Here is a 15326-nt window from a genome sequence, read left to right on the forward strand (position 1 = left end):
ATATAACAAAATTAAACGTCATGGAACTCAAAAAAAACCCAAAAGCCAATGTAGGTCGAAACAGCAGTTTATTTTTTGCTGTTGGCTTAAACGTAATGTTACTCCTAACATATATAGGATTAGAACATAAGACTTACGAAAAAGCAGATATAAAGATTGATCTGTTAATGCTAGAGGATCAATATGATGAAGATATTCCAATTACAATTATGGATGTTTTGCCTCCTCCTCCTCCCCCTCAACAGCAGATGGTAACTGAAGTTATTACAATTGTTGAAGATGTTGAAGATGTTGAAGAAAGTGTCATACAAAGTACAGAGATAGGTCAAGATGATATTATTGATGATCGTGAAGTTGGTATCGAAGATGTCGCTGTTATGGAAGTGGAAGAAGATGTTGAAGTGCCTTTTGCATTGATTGAAAAAGTACCGCAATTCCCAGGCTGTACAGGTAATAATGCAGAGTTAAGAGCTTGTTTTGAACGAAAAATTCAAGAGCATTTACAAAAACATTTTAGATATCCTGAAGCTGCAGCTGAACTTAATATCGATGGTAAAGTATATGTGTTCTTTTTAATTGATAAAACAGGAACGGTGACTAAAGTAAAAAGTAGAGGCCCAGATAAACTTTTAGAAACTGAAGCAGAACGTATTATTAATTTGCTACCAAAAATGGAACCAGGAAGACAACGAGATATGAATGTAGGTGTTCCTTATAGTATTCCAATTAATTTTAAATTACAACTAAATTAACTAAAATAATAACTAAAACTAAAAAGTTTTAAATTGATTGAAGTGTCATTATGAGACTGGTGAGAAATACTAATAATTAAGTTTAAAATGTATTTCAAGGCTGCTCATAATGGCATTTTTGGTTAATTATATTTTAGAGATATGGGTTTTTCATAATGTACCAATTTAATACTTCAGTGTTATAGTCGAACGTACTAGTAAGATGCATCCCGATTTTTTTTAAAATAACATTAGATGCATTGTTATTTATATCTGCAACAGCACCAATTTCTGCAAGTTTTAGCGTTTTAAAGCCATATTCTAAGGAAGAAATAGCAGCTTCCGTTGCATACCCTTTTCCCCAATATTGTTCTTTAATTCTGGAGCCTAAATCATAATAGTTGAATTGAGTTCTGTAATCTTTTTCATATTTTAAACCAGACCAACCAAAAAAGTGGTTTGTTGATTTCTCTATAATGGCTAAACGGCCTACTCCATGAGTCTTATACTGTTGCAAGATTTTGTTAATCATGGAATGAGATTCTTCAATTTTTACAACAGGTTCATTTCCAAGAAAGAGATGGACTTCTGGGTTAGAGTCTAATTCATAAAAATCTAGTGTGTCAGCTTCTGTGATTGGTCTTAAAATGAGACGCTTAGTTTCAATCGGAATGAAATCCATTTAAAATATTTAATTTCTGGGTGTAAAATTTTATACAATGTATAATATTAATTCATTCAAATAAGTTTTAGTCCGTATCTTTTATCACAAAATAATTTTTAGCCATATCTTTAGTAAATTAAAAGGTTTATTTAAGAACGTCAAAAATTACTAATATGAATCAGATTATTACATTCGGTGAAGTCTTAATGCGTATCTCGCCAAGAGGCAACAAAAAGTTTATGCAATCTAATATTGTAGAATTTTATTTTGGTGGTACGGAATTAAATGTTGCTATTTCAATAGCTAATTTTGGTGGTAATGTAAAACATATTAGTTTGGTTTCAGATGATTTTATTGGTGATACAGCAGTTTCTTATATTAGAAAATTTGGTGTTAGTACATCATCTGTAGTGCGATCTAAACGGCCATTAGGTGTTTATTTTTTAGAAGTGGGAGCTGTAATGCGACCAAGTCAAATATCTTATAATAGATCGCATTCATCTTTTTCTGAAGTTTTACCTGCTATGGTGGATTGGGAAAAAGCAATAAAGAAAGGCAATTGGATGCACTGGACAGGTATAACTCCTGCATTAACTCAAGGTGCTTATGATACTTTAAAAGAAGGTTTGATTTTAGCTAAAGAAAAAGGGCTCACTGTTTCTGCTGATCCAACGTATCGTAGTGGGCTGTGGAAATATGGAAAAGATCCTAAAGAAACTTTAGTAGATTTATTGCACTATTCTAACATTTTTATTGGTGGTATTAATGAGATTAATGAAGTGCTCGGAACTGATTATAGTTATGCTAACGAGGATTTTATAAAAGCGAGCAAACAACTTATGGAAACCTTTCCTTCTATAGAAAAGGTGGTTGACAAAATCAGAACAGCGTTAAATGCGTCTTCACATAAGATTAGAGCCAGAATGTGGAATGGTAAAGAGTTTAGAGAAACCAATGATTTAGATATAACACATATCGTAGATCGTATTGGTACAGGGGATGCTTTTGCCGCAGGTTTAATCTATGGTTTGCAACATTACGATGATTATAAGGCTATGTTATTTGCATGTGCGGCATGTGCATTAAAACATACTTACGAGGGGGATGTTAATTACAGCACTGTCGATGATGTGGTTAAGATTATTGAAGGTAATATTTCTGGTCGTTTTGTGAGGTAATTACGCTTTCTTGAATAAAGTCAACTTGGTTGTTGTTTAAGGCCTTGATTTTACCTTGAATTTATTTTATGTAAAACTTGTGCTTTATAGGGAAATGCTATTCGTATTTAAGAAACATTATATGATTAGGATTTGAGCGTGTTTCCGATATTTTGAAATCATATTTCCCTGCAATCTGAAATCCTATTTTGGTATAAAAGCTTATAGCCCTCTGATTTTCTACCCAAACTGCTAGCCAAATTCCTTTCTGGTTTTGCTTTTTTGATAATTCTATATTAAAATCAAATAGTTTTGAACCTAATCCTTGTCCATAAAATTCTTTTAAAAGATATATTCGGTCTAGTTTAGTAACGTCTAACTCATCTATGTCTTTATTTGATGTACTCAATTCAATTTTTGAAAATCCAGCAACTTTATCATTAAAATAGATTAAATGATATTGAGCTTTTGCGTTTTCAAACTCTTTAGATATAGTCTCTTTATTATAAGTTTTCGAAATAAAACTATTAATATCTTCTGCAGATGCGCTGTTTCCGTGAGATTCAAAAAATGATATTTTCCCAATTTCGGCAATTAGTTCAGAATGCTCAATACTTGCTTTTGCTATTTTAATCATTGATTGAAGCGTTTGTGATTTTTTATTCGCAATTTATAAAATCAATATTTTCAAATCACTTAATATTTTCAAAATTTAATGATAAAGTGTTATTAATGATTTTCAAGTCTATCGCAGTTCTCTCAGTATATGTGTATAGATTAAGTTTTATTTTTTAACATTTTGTTTTGTCAATATGCGCTAAGATAACTATGAAACAAGTCAATGATTTTAAGGTGTTAGCTCTAATTTTGTATACAATCAAAACACATACAAATGTCTTTACTAACTATAATCTTATCTATTGTGATACCTCCTTTAGCGGTGTTTTTAAAACACGGTTTAGGTAGCGAGTTTTTAATAAGCTTATTATTAACGCTTGTGGGTTGGATACCTGGAGTAATCTATGCATTCTATGTGAATAGTAAATAAAAAATAAAAATATCTATGGAAAATATATTAGTAGCAGGTGCCAATGGTACCACAGGAAAACAAGTTGTTAATCTTTTAAAAGCATCGCAATATTTTAACCCAATTGCTATGGTTAGAAAAGAAGAACAGCAAAAACAATTTAAGGACGACGGAGTAGAATCCGTACTTGCAGATTTAACAGAAGATCTAACACATGCTATAAAAGGTATCGATAAAGTGATTTTTGCTGCGGGTTCTGGAGGGAAAAAAGTCGTAGAAGTTGACCAAGAAGGAGCTAAACGTTTAATGGCTGTTTCTAAGATGGCGAATGTTAACAGATTTGTGATGTTGAGTTCTATGGGAGCAGATCAACCAGAAGCTTCAGAAGAATTGCAAGAGTATCTAAAAGCCAAACAAAATGCAGACGAGCATCTTAAAAACAGTGGACTTAAATATACAATTGTAAGGCCTGGATCTTTAACTAATAATGAAGGAAAAGGAACTGTAGAATTAAAAGAGAAATTAAATAAACGTGGTGAAATTAGTAGAGCAGACGTGGCGCAAACCCTCGTAAAATCTTTAAATGATGATGCTCCGTATAATACCACATTCGAAATTATAGAAGGTAACACTTCCATTGGTGAAGCCATGAGTGAATTACAATCGACTGTTAGTTAGGTTTTACCTATGTACATTGAATTTCAATAATACAGACGAAAAATTTAACACGAATTAAAATTAAGATTAACATGGAAAATTTAAATAAAAAAACAGTAGCTATTTTAGCAACAAACGGATTTGAAGAAAGTGAATTAAGAGAACCCAAAAAGGCCTTAGAAGATGCGGGCGCAGAAGTGCATATTGTATCCTTAGAGTCTGGTGAAATTAAAGGATGGTCAGATGGAAACTGGAGTAACTCATATAAGGTAGATAAAACGTTGGGTGACGTGAATCAGAAGGATTACAATGCTTTAGTATTGCCTGGAGGACAAATAAATCCAGACGTATTACGTAAGAATAAGGCTGCGGTATCCTTTGTAAAATCATTTTTTGAAAACCATAAACCAGTTGCTGCCATATGCCATGCACCATGGTTATTAGCAGAGGCAGGTGTTTTAAAAGGACGAAAAATCACATCATACGATTCTATAAAAACGGATATGATTAATGCCGGAGCTAATTGGGTCGATGAAGAAGTAGTGGTGGATTCCGGATTAGTGACCAGTAGATCGCCTGAGGATTTACCAGCGTTCAATAAAAAGTTAGTAGAAGAAGTCTACGAAGGTAAACACGAAGAGCAAGTGGCTTAATACTAAACACTTTGCTTTGATTAAGAAAGAGAAAAGAGACGTTATGAACGTCTCTTTTTTTTGTTTCAAATTGAACTGTTAAAATGACTATTCAATTGTTTATGAAATATAATTCCAAATGTTGCGATACTTGCTCATTTGTCTATAGGTATGGAGTATGACACTGTGTTCTGAAGACGCTAAGCTGGGATCTAATTTCAGAATGTTTTTAGCATAATAACGCGATTGCTCTAAGATATCCTTGTCTTTTACAATATCTGCAATTCTAAGGTTTAAAACACCACTTTGTTGAGTGCCCATAAGATCGCCTGGTCCACGTAATTTTAGATCAACCTCAGCAATTTCAAAGCCATCACTGCTGCGTACCATGGTTTCTAGTCTGGTTTTACTATCTTGACTCAGTTTGTGGCTTGTCATTAAGATACAATAACTCTGCTCAGCACCACGACCAACACGTCCGCGCAATTGGTGTAATTGCGATAATCCAAAGCGTTCTGCGCTTTCAATAATCATAACAGAGGCATTGGGCACATTAACACCAACTTCAATAACGGTTGTTGCCACCATAATTTGAGTTTCGCCTTTTACAAAACGTTGCATTTCGTAATCTTTGTCGGCAGGTTTCATTTTTCCATGAACAATTGAAATCTGATAATCTGGCATTGGAAACTCTCGAGACACACTTTCATAACCATCCATTAGATCTTTATAATCCATGGTTTCATTTTCTTGAATTAATGGATAGACGATATAAATTTGACGACCTAAAGCGATTTCATCTTTCATAAATTTGAAAACTTTCAGTCGGTTATTATCAAATCTGTGAACCGTTTTTATGGGTTTTCTTCCTGCTGGTAATTCATCAATTACAGAGATATCCAAGTCGCCATAAACAGACATGGCTAAGGTTCTCGGAATTGGAGTAGCGGTCATTACCAAGACGTTTGGAGGAAGGGTGTTTTTATGCCATAATTTCGATCGTTGCTTGACTCCAAAACGGTGTTGTTCATCAATAATAGCGAGTCCTAAATTCTTAAATTTAACCTTATCTTCAAGTAAAGCATGAGTGCCAATTAGGATCTGTAAATTGCCATTTTCTAGATTTTCATGAATGATTCTTCGTTCTGAAGCTTTGGTTGAACCTTGAAGAAGTGATACACTGATTCCTAGAGGTTTGCATAAGTCACTTAATCCTTGGTAGTGCTGAACTGACAAAATAGCAGTAGGAGCAATTAGACAGCATTGGTAACCGTTGTCAAGCCCCATGAGCATTGACATAAACGCGACTATGGTCTTTCCTGAGCCTACATCTCCTTGTAAAAGGCGATTCATCTGGGCATTACTGCCTAAATCGCGTCTAATTTCTTTTAAAACACGCTTCTGTGCATTGGTTAATTCGAAGGGTAAATAGTCTTTGTAAAAGGTGTTAAAATAGTCTCCTACTTTATCAAAAGTAAAGCCTTTTATTTTCGATTTATGAATGAGATTTTTGATAATTAACTGCAGCTGAATGTAAAATAATTCTTCAAATTTTAATCGAAATTGTGCCCTTGCTAACAGCTCTGGAGTCTTCGGAAAATGAATATTAAAAAGCGCTTCAGATTTGGAAATTAATTTTAATTCAGCCATAACTGAATCGGGCAACGTTTCTACAAACCGACCTTTGGTTTCCAAAAATAATTGCTGCATTATATTGGTTACAACTTTATTTGTAACACCTTTATTGGATAACTTTTCGGTAGAAGGATAAATGGCTTGCATGGCTGAACGCAAATTACTTTCGTGTTCAGATTGCAATTCTATTTCAGGATGTGGCATATTAAATTTACCACTAAACCAATTAGTTTTTCCAAAAATAACATAAGTTTGACCTGTCTTTAGGTTGTCGCGTATCCACTTCTGACCTCTAAACCAAACGAGTTCCATCATGCCTGTGTCGTCTCTAAAGTCTGCGACTAAACGCTTGCCTCTTTTTTGAGCGACTTCTCTAAATCCTATAATTTTTCCAATGATTTGAACCTCGGCATTATTACGCTGTAATTCATTGATTTTATAATACCTAGTGCGATCGATATATCGATTTGGAAATAGATTAAGAAGATCTTGATAAGTCTGAATACCCAATTCTGAGCGTAGTAAATCTGCTCGGTTGGGACCAACGCCTTTAAGATAATCGATGGGAGTTTGTAAATTCACACTCATAATTGCGAATTTACCAAATTCCTGCGAACGTAGGAATCTCATCTTATGAAGAATTTTACTTTTATTTAATCAGTGAACTTTAGGTTTGTTATTTCTGTGTAGGATGGAATCAAATGCAATCATAGCAATATAATTTTTAGAATTTAGTTTTTGTGATATAAGCGTTGAATTCCGTACTTTGGTCTTATTCTTGACTAGTTAAATTTTATGAAGAAATTTTTTGTTGCCTTTTGTGTTTTTATTACGACTTTGACTTTTGCTCAGCAGACTGAATACGTGGATTTTAAAAGAGCGAATGGAATGCTTAGTATCGTTCCAGATTCTTCAATGGTTAAAGGAACAATTTGGTATAATCTCGATATTACGAAATCAACAGACTCCATATTTTTAGATGCTGTGAATATGACATTCGAAAATGTTGAGATAAGAGTAGGTGATTCTAATGTAAAGGAATTGGACTATTCTTACGAAGACAATAAAATCTATTTTAAATATCTGTTTGAAAAAAGTCAGTCTTATACCGTCTATTTTGATTACTCTGTTAAGCCTAAAAAAGCATTGTATTTTTTGAAACGAGAAAATGAACCTCAAGTGTGGACACAAGGCCAAGGGAAGTATACAAGCCATTGGTTTCCTAGTATAGATGATGTTAATGATAAAATCATTTTCAATTTAAGCACGGTTAAGGAATCTGAATATAGCTTTATCGCCAACGGTTTAAATACAGTAAATAGTCCATTGCAGGATAGTTTGGTAAAGGTTTCATATCAAATGCAAAAACCGATATCGAGCTATTTATTGGCTTTAGTTTATGGTAAATACAACAAAATAACAAAAACGTCCCAAAGTGGTATTCCTTTAGAATATTACTATTACCCAGAAGATTCCTTAAAAGTAGAGCCGACATATCGCTATTCTGAACAAATGTTTAATTTCCTAGAAGAGGAAATAGGTTTTCCTTATCCGTGGCAAAACTACAAGCAAGTTCCTGTTCACGATTTTCTATATGCAGGCATGGAAAATACAAGCCTTACTATTTTTTCAGATGCTTTTATGGTGGATGGTATTGGATTTAATGATAAAAATTATGTCAATGTCAATGCGCACGAGCTAGCGCATCAATGGTTTGGTGATTTGGTTACTGCTAAATCAGGGGAACACCATTGGTTGCAAGAAGGATTTGCAACGTATTATGCGCTTTTGGCGGAACGCGATATTTTTGGAGATAATTATTTCTATTATAAGTTATTGGAGTCCGTCTTGGAGTTAAGTAGACAAGATCTTTCAGGTAATGGGACATCGCTTTTAGATCCTAAATCTAGTAGTTTAACATTTTATCAGCGTGGAGCATGGGTTTTACATGCTTTAAGGGATGAAGTTGGTGATGTCGTCTTTAAGAAAGCTGTTAAAAATTATTTAGATAAGTATCAATTTAGTAATGTTGAAACTTCTGATTTTATTGCTCAAGTTGAAAAGCTACATGGTCAATCCTTATCGCATTTTGTCAATTATTGGATTAAAAACAAAGCATTTCCTTATGATGAAGCTTTTACAATTTTGAAGCGACAATCTAGTTTTATAAATGAATATGCGATGGTAGATTGCGAAGCAAAATCGTCTAAATGTGAAGAATATCTTAAGTATTATGTTTCTGATGAAGCAAAAGTGAAAGTGATTTCCCAAGTGCCAGCATTGGTAACGACAGATGTGTTTAAGAATAGCTTAAAAGTGAGACAAGCTATTTCAGAACATGTAACTAAAATACCTAAGGCTTTAAAAGAGGATTATGAATCCTTATTGGATGATAAGTCTTATGTTACCATAGAAAACGCCTTATATAATCTTTGGGTTAATTTTCCATTAGAACGTTCGAAATACCTTTCTAAAACACGAAGAATAATTGGCTTTAATGATAAGAATGTGCGGATGCTGTGGATTGTGTTAAATTTAAATACACCTTATTACGAAGCAGATAATAAACAAGAATTGTTTAACGAGTTGATAGGGTATACCGATGAAAAATACAATGCAGACGTAAGAATTAAAGCCTTTAATTATTTAGATTTAATTAAGTCTTGTAATGAGGAGTGTCAATCTAATTTAGAATTAGCAAAATCACATCACAACTGGAAACTAGTTAAATTTGCGAAAGAACTGTCCGAGAAACTAGAGAAAAAAGAAGATTAATGAGAGCATTAGTAATATCTGGAGGTGGAAGTAAAGGCGCATTTGCAGGTGGTGTAGCTCAGTATCTTATTGAAAATAAAAAGCATAAGTACGATTTGTTTATTGGGACGTCTACAGGAAGTCTTTTGGTATCTCATTTAGGATTAAACCGGGTTGATAAAATAAAACACGTTTATACAAATGTAAATAATGATGCAATATTTGATAGTTGCCCGTTTATTACCAAAAGGAAAAAAGGTGTCGAAACGATAGCGATTAATCATTTTGTAGTACTGCTAAATTTATTAAAAGGTAATAAGACGTTTGGGACATCTCTTAATCTAAAGCAACTTATAAAAAGAACTTTGACTAAAGCGGAGTTTGTGTTACTTCGAGAAAGTCATACAGATATTGTTGTTACTGTTTCTAATTTGTCGCTCAATCAGTTAGAGTATAAATCTATTAAAGATTTTGATTACGAAGAATTTTGCGAATGGATTTGGGTGTCGTGCAATTACACACCGTTTATGTCTTTAGTAAAGAAAAATGGTTGCGAATATGCAGATGGGGGGCTTGGTGTTATGGTACCTATAGAAGAAGCGATTAAGCGGGGAGCAACATCAGTAGATGCCATTGTTTTACAAACAGAAGTTAGTCAACTCAATAGAATGCCATCAACCAATGCATTTTCACTATTGACTAATATGTTTGCGTTTATGTTAGATAGGATCGAAAGTCAAAATATTAAAATCGGTAAGTTTGTGGCTTCAAATCAAAACGCTATCATTAATTTTTATTATACTCCAACAGTTTTAACTACCAATTCATTAGTTTTTGATAAAGTTAAAATGACGAAATGGTGGGAGAGTGGCCTTAATTATGCCAAATTTAAAAATGAAGAAGTTAGTCCATTAGAAACAGAATAATTTAACAATAAAAAAAACGGTAATTAAATGCGAGCATTAGTGATATCTGGAGGAGGAAGTAAGGGAGCGTTTGCAGGAGGTGTTGCGCAATATTTAATGGAGCGCGAAAAACATAATTACGATTTGTTTTTAGGAACATCAACAGGAAGTCTTTTGGTTCCGCATTTAGCGGTTAACGAAATTGGTAAACTCTATGATATTTTTACTAATGTACAGCAGCACGATATTTTTAGTATAAGTCCTTTTGTGCAACACAAAAAAGGAGATAGAGAATATGTCTCTATTGATTTTATAAATTCATTATGGCAGTTTATTAGACGTAAGCGGACATTTGGTGAAAGTAAAGCCTTAAGACGTCATATTAGAAAAAATGTGACTTATGAGGAATACGTAAAAATTAGAAAGGAAAAACACGATGTAGTCGTGACGGTTTCTAATCTATCTATGAATCGTGTGGAATATAAATCTATACAAGAGTGTTCTTATGAGGAATTTTGTAATTGGATATGGATTTCTTGTAATTACATTCCATTTATGTCCTTGGCAAAAGTAGATGGTTATGAGTATGCTGATGGTGGATTAGGGTCTGTAATTCCTATTAGAGAAGCTATTCAGCGCGGTGCGACAGAAGTGGATGCTATTGTTTTGGAAGCGGAAACTTTAGGAAAGCAGAAAGTCCTCGGAAAAAATCCATTTTCATTAATGATTAGCTTGTTTGGACATCTATTAGATCAGGTAGAGCGAAATGATATTATCATAGGAAAATTGGCTGCTCGCAATAGAAATGTGAAACTCAATTTGTACTATACACCGACTAGTCTCACCGAAAATTCTTTAATTTTTAGCAAGCGACTAATGGAGAAATGGTGGAGTGAAGGCTATGAGTATGCTGAGCGAAGGCATGAAAAGAAACATGAAAAATAGATGCTTTTATTTAAAAAAGCAGAGGCATCATTCTGTTGTTTAAAATTTCAATAATTGGGTTATTAAATGGAATTACAATACGATTATATTATATTGGGAGCAGGTGCTTCGGGCTTACTGTTGGCATACCGCATGTCGCAAGATCTTTTTTTTGATGATAAATCTATTTTAATAATAGACCAAACAAAAGATAAGGGCAACGATAGAACTTGGTGCTTTTGGGAAGAAGGGATAGGAGAATGGGATGATCTCTTAGTTAAAACATGGAGTAATATTTACTTTGGAAGTGATGCATTTTCTAAAACCATTTCTATTTCTCCATTTCATTACAAAATGATTAGAAGTGAAGTCTTTTATGGCTCACTTTGGAAAAGTATAAACTCTAAATCTAATTTTAGTTTTATTGAAGAAGAAGTCGATAGTTTTTCGGAATTAAAAACAGGTGTTGAAGTCGTCACAAAAAGTGAGAATTATTTGGGGTCAAAACTCTTCAATAGTATACCAGACCCAGAGGTTTATAAATTGCAAAATAGGTATCCTTTAATGCATCAGCATTTTGTAGGTTGGTTTGTAAAAACAAAAGCCGATTCATTCGATGACTCTGAGGCCACATTCATGGATTTTTCAGTACCACAAAAGGGCAATACACGTTTTATGTATGTGCTGCCGATTGATAAAAAAACAGCCTTATTTGAATATACATTATTTTCAAAAGAGTTGTTGGAACTTTCTGATTATGAGGATTCTATTAAAAATTACTTAAAGAATAAAAACATATTAGATTACGAAATTGTTGAAAAAGAAAAAGGGGTTATTCCTATGACATCTTTTAAGTTTAACGACTTAAATTCTGAACACATATTAAATATTGGAACAGCTGGTGGTTGGACAAAAGCGAGTACGGGTTATACCTTTATGAACACATCAAAAAAAACAAAAGACCTTGTGTCTTTTTTGAAAAAAGACGGTGACTTATCTAAGTTTGATAGAGCTACAAAATATAGATTTTACGATTTAATATTTTTAGATGTTTTAGCAAATCATAATCATGAAGGAGCAGCACTTTTTTCTTCCATGTTTAAAAAGGCAGATGTTAAAACTATATTTAAGTTTTTAGACGAAGATTCTACGTTTTTAGAAGATTTAAGAATCATTTTGTCGGTTCCGCCTAAACGATTTATTCAAGCCTTTTTAAAACGACTATTTTAATTCAGATTTTAAAAAGGATATTACAATATAATAGGATGTGCTACTTGTTTTCTTTGCATGAGTTCCTTTAAGTACCAGAATATACTTGTCCTCTATGGGGTTTCAAAGAGTCTCTTATCGGTTTCATTTTTGCTTCATCTACGACCAAAAAAGCTAAACTATGCATGTCACTTAAGGTTTCTACACCAGTAATAGTGATGTCTAAGTTGTTGATTTCAATATATTCCTTTAGGTGTATGAGGTGATGTTCTGCTGTTTTTTGTCCTGCAGGTCCTCTAAAATCCCAAATCAATTTTAATTTTCGCATGGCTTAAATTCTGTTGTTTCTGTTAAAAGTTAAATTCGTCCTGATGTTAGACTAACCAATAGAAATTCCTTGTTCAACAAAATTTTTAAAATTACTCATATAAGTTTCGGTCTGTTTCTTAAATAGACTTGGCATTAAAAACAGCATTACACTCATTTTGAAACTTGTGGGCTGACATTCTGTTTTAGAAATCCATTGTGTAGCGTTGTTTTCAATAACTTTAAAGTAATTCTCCTGAATATTTCGAACACCATTTGTTGTGTAGGTAACGTGTAATTCATTCGGGAGTTGTTGTTTTGTAACCGTTTCTATCACTTCCATTTTACGTTTCCCAAAACTAAAGATTAATTTCATTTTTGCACCAAGTTCACTAGGGTTTCCAGAAATATGTTCAGTGCTTACCAAACCTTCTTGCCAATGTTTTAAGTTGGCAGTAGAATTGTATTTTTTGATAACTTCTGAAATGGATTTCTTAATTAGGATTTCATTGGTGTATTCCATGCTGTTCTGACGATTTTTATAAAAATATAAAAAGCGATGGTGAAATTTAAATCTAATCGATGTTAGACGTTTTTAATTGTTAAAATCATCGTAAAATATTACAACTTGTTATTACGGTATGATTTTTACTACGTAACTAGCAGTAATTATTAAAATAATGCCATTTAATCCTCTTGCTAAATACGCTATTTATGTTACTTTTGCTGAGTTTTAAAAGTACGTTATTTATTTTAATACAAATCAAGATTAAATTATGAAACTTAATATGAAATGTTTGTTTTTAGTGTTTTTTGCACTAAATTTTTCTTTTTCACAAGATAATGACGCCGTGCTTCTCAAAGTAGATGGAGAGCCAATCATGGCTTCAGAATTTTTAAGAGTCTATAATAAAAATTTAGATTTAGTTCAAGATGAAAGTCAGAAGGATATTGATGGTTATTTAAAATTATTTACAGAATATCAATTAAAACTAAAAGAAGCTAAACGTCTGAAGTTAGATGAAGATAAAAACTACCAACGCGAATTTTCTAGATATAAGAAACAGTTAATTAGTAATTATATTTCAGAGAATAAAGTAACTGAACACTTGGTGAATGAGGCATATGACCGTAGTAATTTAGATATTAATGCGTCACATATTTTAGTGCGTCTAGATCCATCAGTAAAAGATACTTTAAATGCATACAACGAGGTGTTAGCTTTAAGAAATCGTGTGTTAGAAGAGGGGTTTGATAAAGTTAAAGCAGAAATGCATAACGGAAATACAATCTTTCTTGAAGACTTAGGTTATTTCTCAGCGTTTAAAATGGTTTACGATTTTGAAACAGCAGCTTACAATACGAAAGCTGGTGAGATTTCAATGCCTTTCCGAACTCAGTTTGGTTATCATGTGGTCAAAGTTAATGATAGACGACCATCTAGAGGTACTATAACAGTAGCACATATAATGGTGAATTTAAATCCGAAAGATTCACTAGCTAATCCGGAAGGTCGTATTAATGACATCTATAAAAAACTAAATCAAGGCGAAAGTTTCGATGCTTTAGCGAAACAATTTTCAGAGGATAAAAGTTCAGCTAGAGAAGGAGGGAAAATAGCACCTTTTAAAAGTGGTCAATTAAGTTCTGCGGAATTTGAAGATACCGCTTTTGCTTTAAAAAATGATGGGGATGTAAGCAAGCCGTTTAAATCTGCTTATGGTTGGCATATTGTAAAGCGAATTGAGCTTCAGCCAATTGAACCATTAGAAAACGTAAAGGATGCTTTTGAGTCAAAAGTGAAAAGAGATTCAAGGTCTAAATTAATTCAAGAAGCGTTAATCACTAAGCTAACGGATAAATATAAAATAACTTATAATTCTGAGGCTAAGTCTTATTTTACGTCTATACTTTCTAATGAGTTCTATAGTCGTACCTGGAGTTTACCTGCAGATTTTAAGGTCAATGAAACTTTGTTTTCTATAAATAAGACTGCTTTTACTTATGAAGATTTTGGAAAACATTTAGTAAATGCACAACGTATTTATTCAGGTAAAACGATTCCTTTCCAAACTATTATCGATAAAGAGTTCGATAGCTATTTTGAAAAATCAATTCTTCAATACAGAGAAGATAATTTAGAAGTAGAGAATATAGAGTATGCAAATATTTTAAAAGAATATAGAGATGGGCTATTGTTGTTCGATTTAATGGAAAATGAGGTTTGGAACAAAGCTTCTAAAGATTCTACAGGTATTGAAACGTATTATAGCAAAAATCAATCTAATTATCAATGGACAGAGCGAATTGAAGTGATTATGGCATCATCTGCAGATAAATCTCAAATGAAGAAAATCCTTAAAATGATGAAAAAAGGTGAATCTGAAGATGCTATTAAAAATAAATTAAACACTAGCGATAAGCAGAACGTTATCTTTACAAAAGGGACTTATACATTAGATAATCCTATTCTGCCATCAAATCTCGAAGCTAAAAAAGGTATTTCAGAGATTTATAAACATAATGAAGCATTTCACGTTATTAATGTCGTAGAGGTTTTACCAGCAGGACAAAAAACATTGGAAGAAGCTAAAGGAAACGTTATTAATGACTACCAAACCGAAATAGAGACCAATTGGATTAATGAGTTATACAATCGCTTCAAAATAGAAGTAAACCAAGAAACACTTAAGGCAGTTAAAGCTGAAATTGGAAACTAATTCAT

The 15326-nt window shown here is 32.8% G+C and carries 15 protein-coding genes; 10 read left to right on the forward strand and 5 right to left on the reverse strand.

Annotation, left to right across the window (positions count from 1 at the left end; translation table 11 throughout):
- The first annotated feature begins 20 nt into the window (after positions 1 to 20).
- Positions 21 to 752, forward strand: a complete 732-nt coding sequence (locus tag BLT80_RS08800) for an energy transducer TonB (protein ID WP_092467250.1) — start codon at positions 21 to 23, stop codon at positions 750 to 752.
- A 133-nt stretch (positions 753 to 885) separates the two neighbouring features.
- Here the strand turns inward: BLT80_RS08800 and BLT80_RS08805 are convergent, their stop codons facing one another.
- Positions 886 to 1413, reverse strand: a complete 528-nt coding sequence (locus BLT80_RS08805; protein WP_175455575.1) for a GNAT family N-acetyltransferase — start codon at positions 1411 to 1413, stop codon at positions 886 to 888.
- Between the two features lie 155 nt (positions 1414 to 1568).
- On the opposite strand from BLT80_RS08805, the gene BLT80_RS08810 reads away from it, so the two are divergent.
- Positions 1569 to 2573, forward strand: coding sequence for a sugar kinase (locus tag BLT80_RS08810; RefSeq protein WP_092467251.1), 1005 nt, complete (start codon positions 1569 to 1571; stop codon positions 2571 to 2573).
- 97 nt (positions 2574 to 2670) lie between these two features.
- Here BLT80_RS08810 and BLT80_RS08815 read toward each other — a convergent pair whose 3' ends face one another.
- A complete protein-coding gene (locus BLT80_RS08815) occupies positions 2671 to 3189 on the reverse strand; it encodes a GNAT family N-acetyltransferase (protein ID WP_245710190.1) in 519 nt (172 codons plus the stop codon).
- A 255-nt stretch (positions 3190 to 3444) separates the two neighbouring features.
- Here BLT80_RS08815 and BLT80_RS08820 point away from each other — a divergent pair, with 255 nt between their 5' ends.
- The 3 genes from BLT80_RS08820 to BLT80_RS08830 all read left to right on the forward strand — a co-directional run bounded on the left by BLT80_RS08820 (position 3445) and on the right by BLT80_RS08830 (position 4889).
- Positions 3445 to 3600, forward strand: coding sequence for a YqaE/Pmp3 family membrane protein (locus tag BLT80_RS08820; protein WP_092467252.1), 156 nt, complete (start codon positions 3445 to 3447; stop codon positions 3598 to 3600).
- A 15-nt stretch (positions 3601 to 3615) separates the two neighbouring features.
- A complete protein-coding gene (locus tag BLT80_RS08825) occupies positions 3616 to 4257 on the forward strand; it encodes an SDR family oxidoreductase (protein WP_092467253.1) in 642 nt (213 codons plus the stop codon).
- Positions 4258 to 4328: 71 nt separating this feature from the next.
- On the forward strand, positions 4329 to 4889 hold the full coding sequence (locus BLT80_RS08830) for a type 1 glutamine amidotransferase domain-containing protein (protein WP_092467254.1): 561 nt from the start codon (positions 4329 to 4331) through the stop codon (positions 4887 to 4889).
- A 99-nt stretch (positions 4890 to 4988) separates the two neighbouring features.
- Here the strand turns inward: BLT80_RS08830 and recG are convergent, their stop codons facing one another.
- Positions 4989 to 7091 carry an ATP-dependent DNA helicase RecG gene (gene recG, locus BLT80_RS08835; protein WP_092467255.1) on the reverse strand — a complete coding sequence of 701 codons (2103 nt, stop codon included), beginning with the start codon at positions 7089 to 7091 and terminating at the stop codon, positions 4989 to 4991.
- 207 nt (positions 7092 to 7298) lie between these two features.
- Between recG and BLT80_RS08840 the strand changes: the two genes are divergently transcribed.
- From BLT80_RS08840 to BLT80_RS08855, 4 genes are all read left to right on the forward strand, one after another.
- Positions 7299 to 9278 carry a M1 family metallopeptidase gene (locus BLT80_RS08840; protein ID WP_092467256.1) on the forward strand — a complete coding sequence of 660 codons (1980 nt, stop codon included), beginning with the start codon at positions 7299 to 7301 and terminating at the stop codon, positions 9276 to 9278.
- Positions 9278 to 10183 (forward strand): patatin-like phospholipase family protein, encoded by a 906-nt coding sequence (locus BLT80_RS08845; RefSeq protein ID WP_092467257.1) that lies wholly within the window; start codon positions 9278 to 9280, stop codon positions 10181 to 10183. The genes BLT80_RS08840 and BLT80_RS08845 overlap by 1 nt, the downstream gene beginning before the upstream one ends.
- A 27-nt stretch (positions 10184 to 10210) precedes the next feature.
- On the forward strand, positions 10211 to 11107 hold the full coding sequence (locus tag BLT80_RS08850; RefSeq protein ID WP_092467258.1) for a patatin-like phospholipase family protein: 897 nt from the start codon (positions 10211 to 10213) through the stop codon (positions 11105 to 11107).
- A gap of 66 nt (positions 11108 to 11173) precedes the next feature.
- The gene (locus BLT80_RS08855) at positions 11174 to 12316 is read left to right on the forward strand and encodes a lycopene cyclase family protein (protein ID WP_092467259.1); all 1143 of its coding nucleotides are present in this window, start codon (positions 11174 to 11176) and stop codon (positions 12314 to 12316) included.
- Positions 12317 to 12383: 67 nt separating this feature from the next.
- Here the strand turns inward: BLT80_RS08855 and BLT80_RS08860 are convergent, their stop codons facing one another.
- Positions 12384 to 12623 carry a hypothetical protein gene (locus BLT80_RS08860; RefSeq protein WP_092467260.1) on the reverse strand — a complete coding sequence of 80 codons (240 nt, stop codon included), beginning with the start codon at positions 12621 to 12623 and terminating at the stop codon, positions 12384 to 12386.
- A 51-nt stretch (positions 12624 to 12674) separates the two neighbouring features.
- Positions 12675 to 13124, reverse strand: coding sequence for an SRPBCC family protein (locus BLT80_RS08865; protein WP_092467261.1), 450 nt, complete (start codon positions 13122 to 13124; stop codon positions 12675 to 12677).
- Between the two features lie 253 nt (positions 13125 to 13377).
- Between BLT80_RS08865 and BLT80_RS08870 the strand changes: the two genes are divergently transcribed.
- Complete coding sequence (locus BLT80_RS08870) at positions 13378 to 15321, forward strand: peptidylprolyl isomerase (RefSeq protein WP_092467262.1); 1944 nt, start codon at positions 13378 to 13380, stop codon at positions 15319 to 15321.
- The last annotated feature ends 5 nt before the right edge of the window (positions 15322 to 15326 follow it).

This window comes from Winogradskyella thalassocola (assembly GCF_900099995.1).
GTDB lineage: Bacteria > Bacteroidota > Bacteroidia > Flavobacteriales > Flavobacteriaceae > Winogradskyella > Winogradskyella thalassocola.

Excerpts from the sequence above, each read along its gene's own strand:
- BLT80_RS08800 (WP_092467250.1), top strand. The coding sequence starts at position 21 with ATGGAACTCAAAAAAAACCCAAAAGCCAATGTAGGTCGAAACAGCAGT.
- BLT80_RS08805 (WP_175455575.1), bottom strand. The coding sequence starts at position 1,413 with ATGGATTTCATTCCGATTGAAACTAAGCGTCTCATTTTAAGACCAATC.
- BLT80_RS08810 (WP_092467251.1), top strand. The coding sequence starts at position 1,569 with ATGAATCAGATTATTACATTCGGTGAAGTCTTAATGCGTATCTCGCCA.
- BLT80_RS08815 (WP_245710190.1), bottom strand. The coding sequence starts at position 3,189 with ATGATTAAAATAGCAAAAGCAAGTATTGAGCATTCTGAACTAATTGCC.
- BLT80_RS08820 (WP_092467252.1), top strand. The coding sequence starts at position 3,445 with ATGTCTTTACTAACTATAATCTTATCTATTGTGATACCTCCTTTAGCG.
- BLT80_RS08825 (WP_092467253.1), top strand. The coding sequence starts at position 3,616 with ATGGAAAATATATTAGTAGCAGGTGCCAATGGTACCACAGGAAAACAA.
- BLT80_RS08830 (WP_092467254.1), top strand. The coding sequence starts at position 4,329 with ATGGAAAATTTAAATAAAAAAACAGTAGCTATTTTAGCAACAAACGGA.
- recG (WP_092467255.1), bottom strand. The coding sequence starts at position 7,091 with ATGAGTGTGAATTTACAAACTCCCATCGATTATCTTAAAGGCGTTGGT.
- BLT80_RS08840 (WP_092467256.1), top strand. The coding sequence starts at position 7,299 with ATGAAGAAATTTTTTGTTGCCTTTTGTGTTTTTATTACGACTTTGACT.
- BLT80_RS08845 (WP_092467257.1), top strand. The coding sequence starts at position 9,278 with ATGAGAGCATTAGTAATATCTGGAGGTGGAAGTAAAGGCGCATTTGCA.
- BLT80_RS08850 (WP_092467258.1), top strand. The coding sequence starts at position 10,211 with ATGCGAGCATTAGTGATATCTGGAGGAGGAAGTAAGGGAGCGTTTGCA.
- BLT80_RS08855 (WP_092467259.1), top strand. The coding sequence starts at position 11,174 with ATGGAATTACAATACGATTATATTATATTGGGAGCAGGTGCTTCGGGC.
- BLT80_RS08860 (WP_092467260.1), bottom strand. The coding sequence starts at position 12,623 with ATGCGAAAATTAAAATTGATTTGGGATTTTAGAGGACCTGCAGGACAA.
- BLT80_RS08865 (WP_092467261.1), bottom strand. The coding sequence starts at position 13,124 with ATGGAATACACCAATGAAATCCTAATTAAGAAATCCATTTCAGAAGTT.
- BLT80_RS08870 (WP_092467262.1), top strand. The coding sequence starts at position 13,378 with ATGAAACTTAATATGAAATGTTTGTTTTTAGTGTTTTTTGCACTAAAT.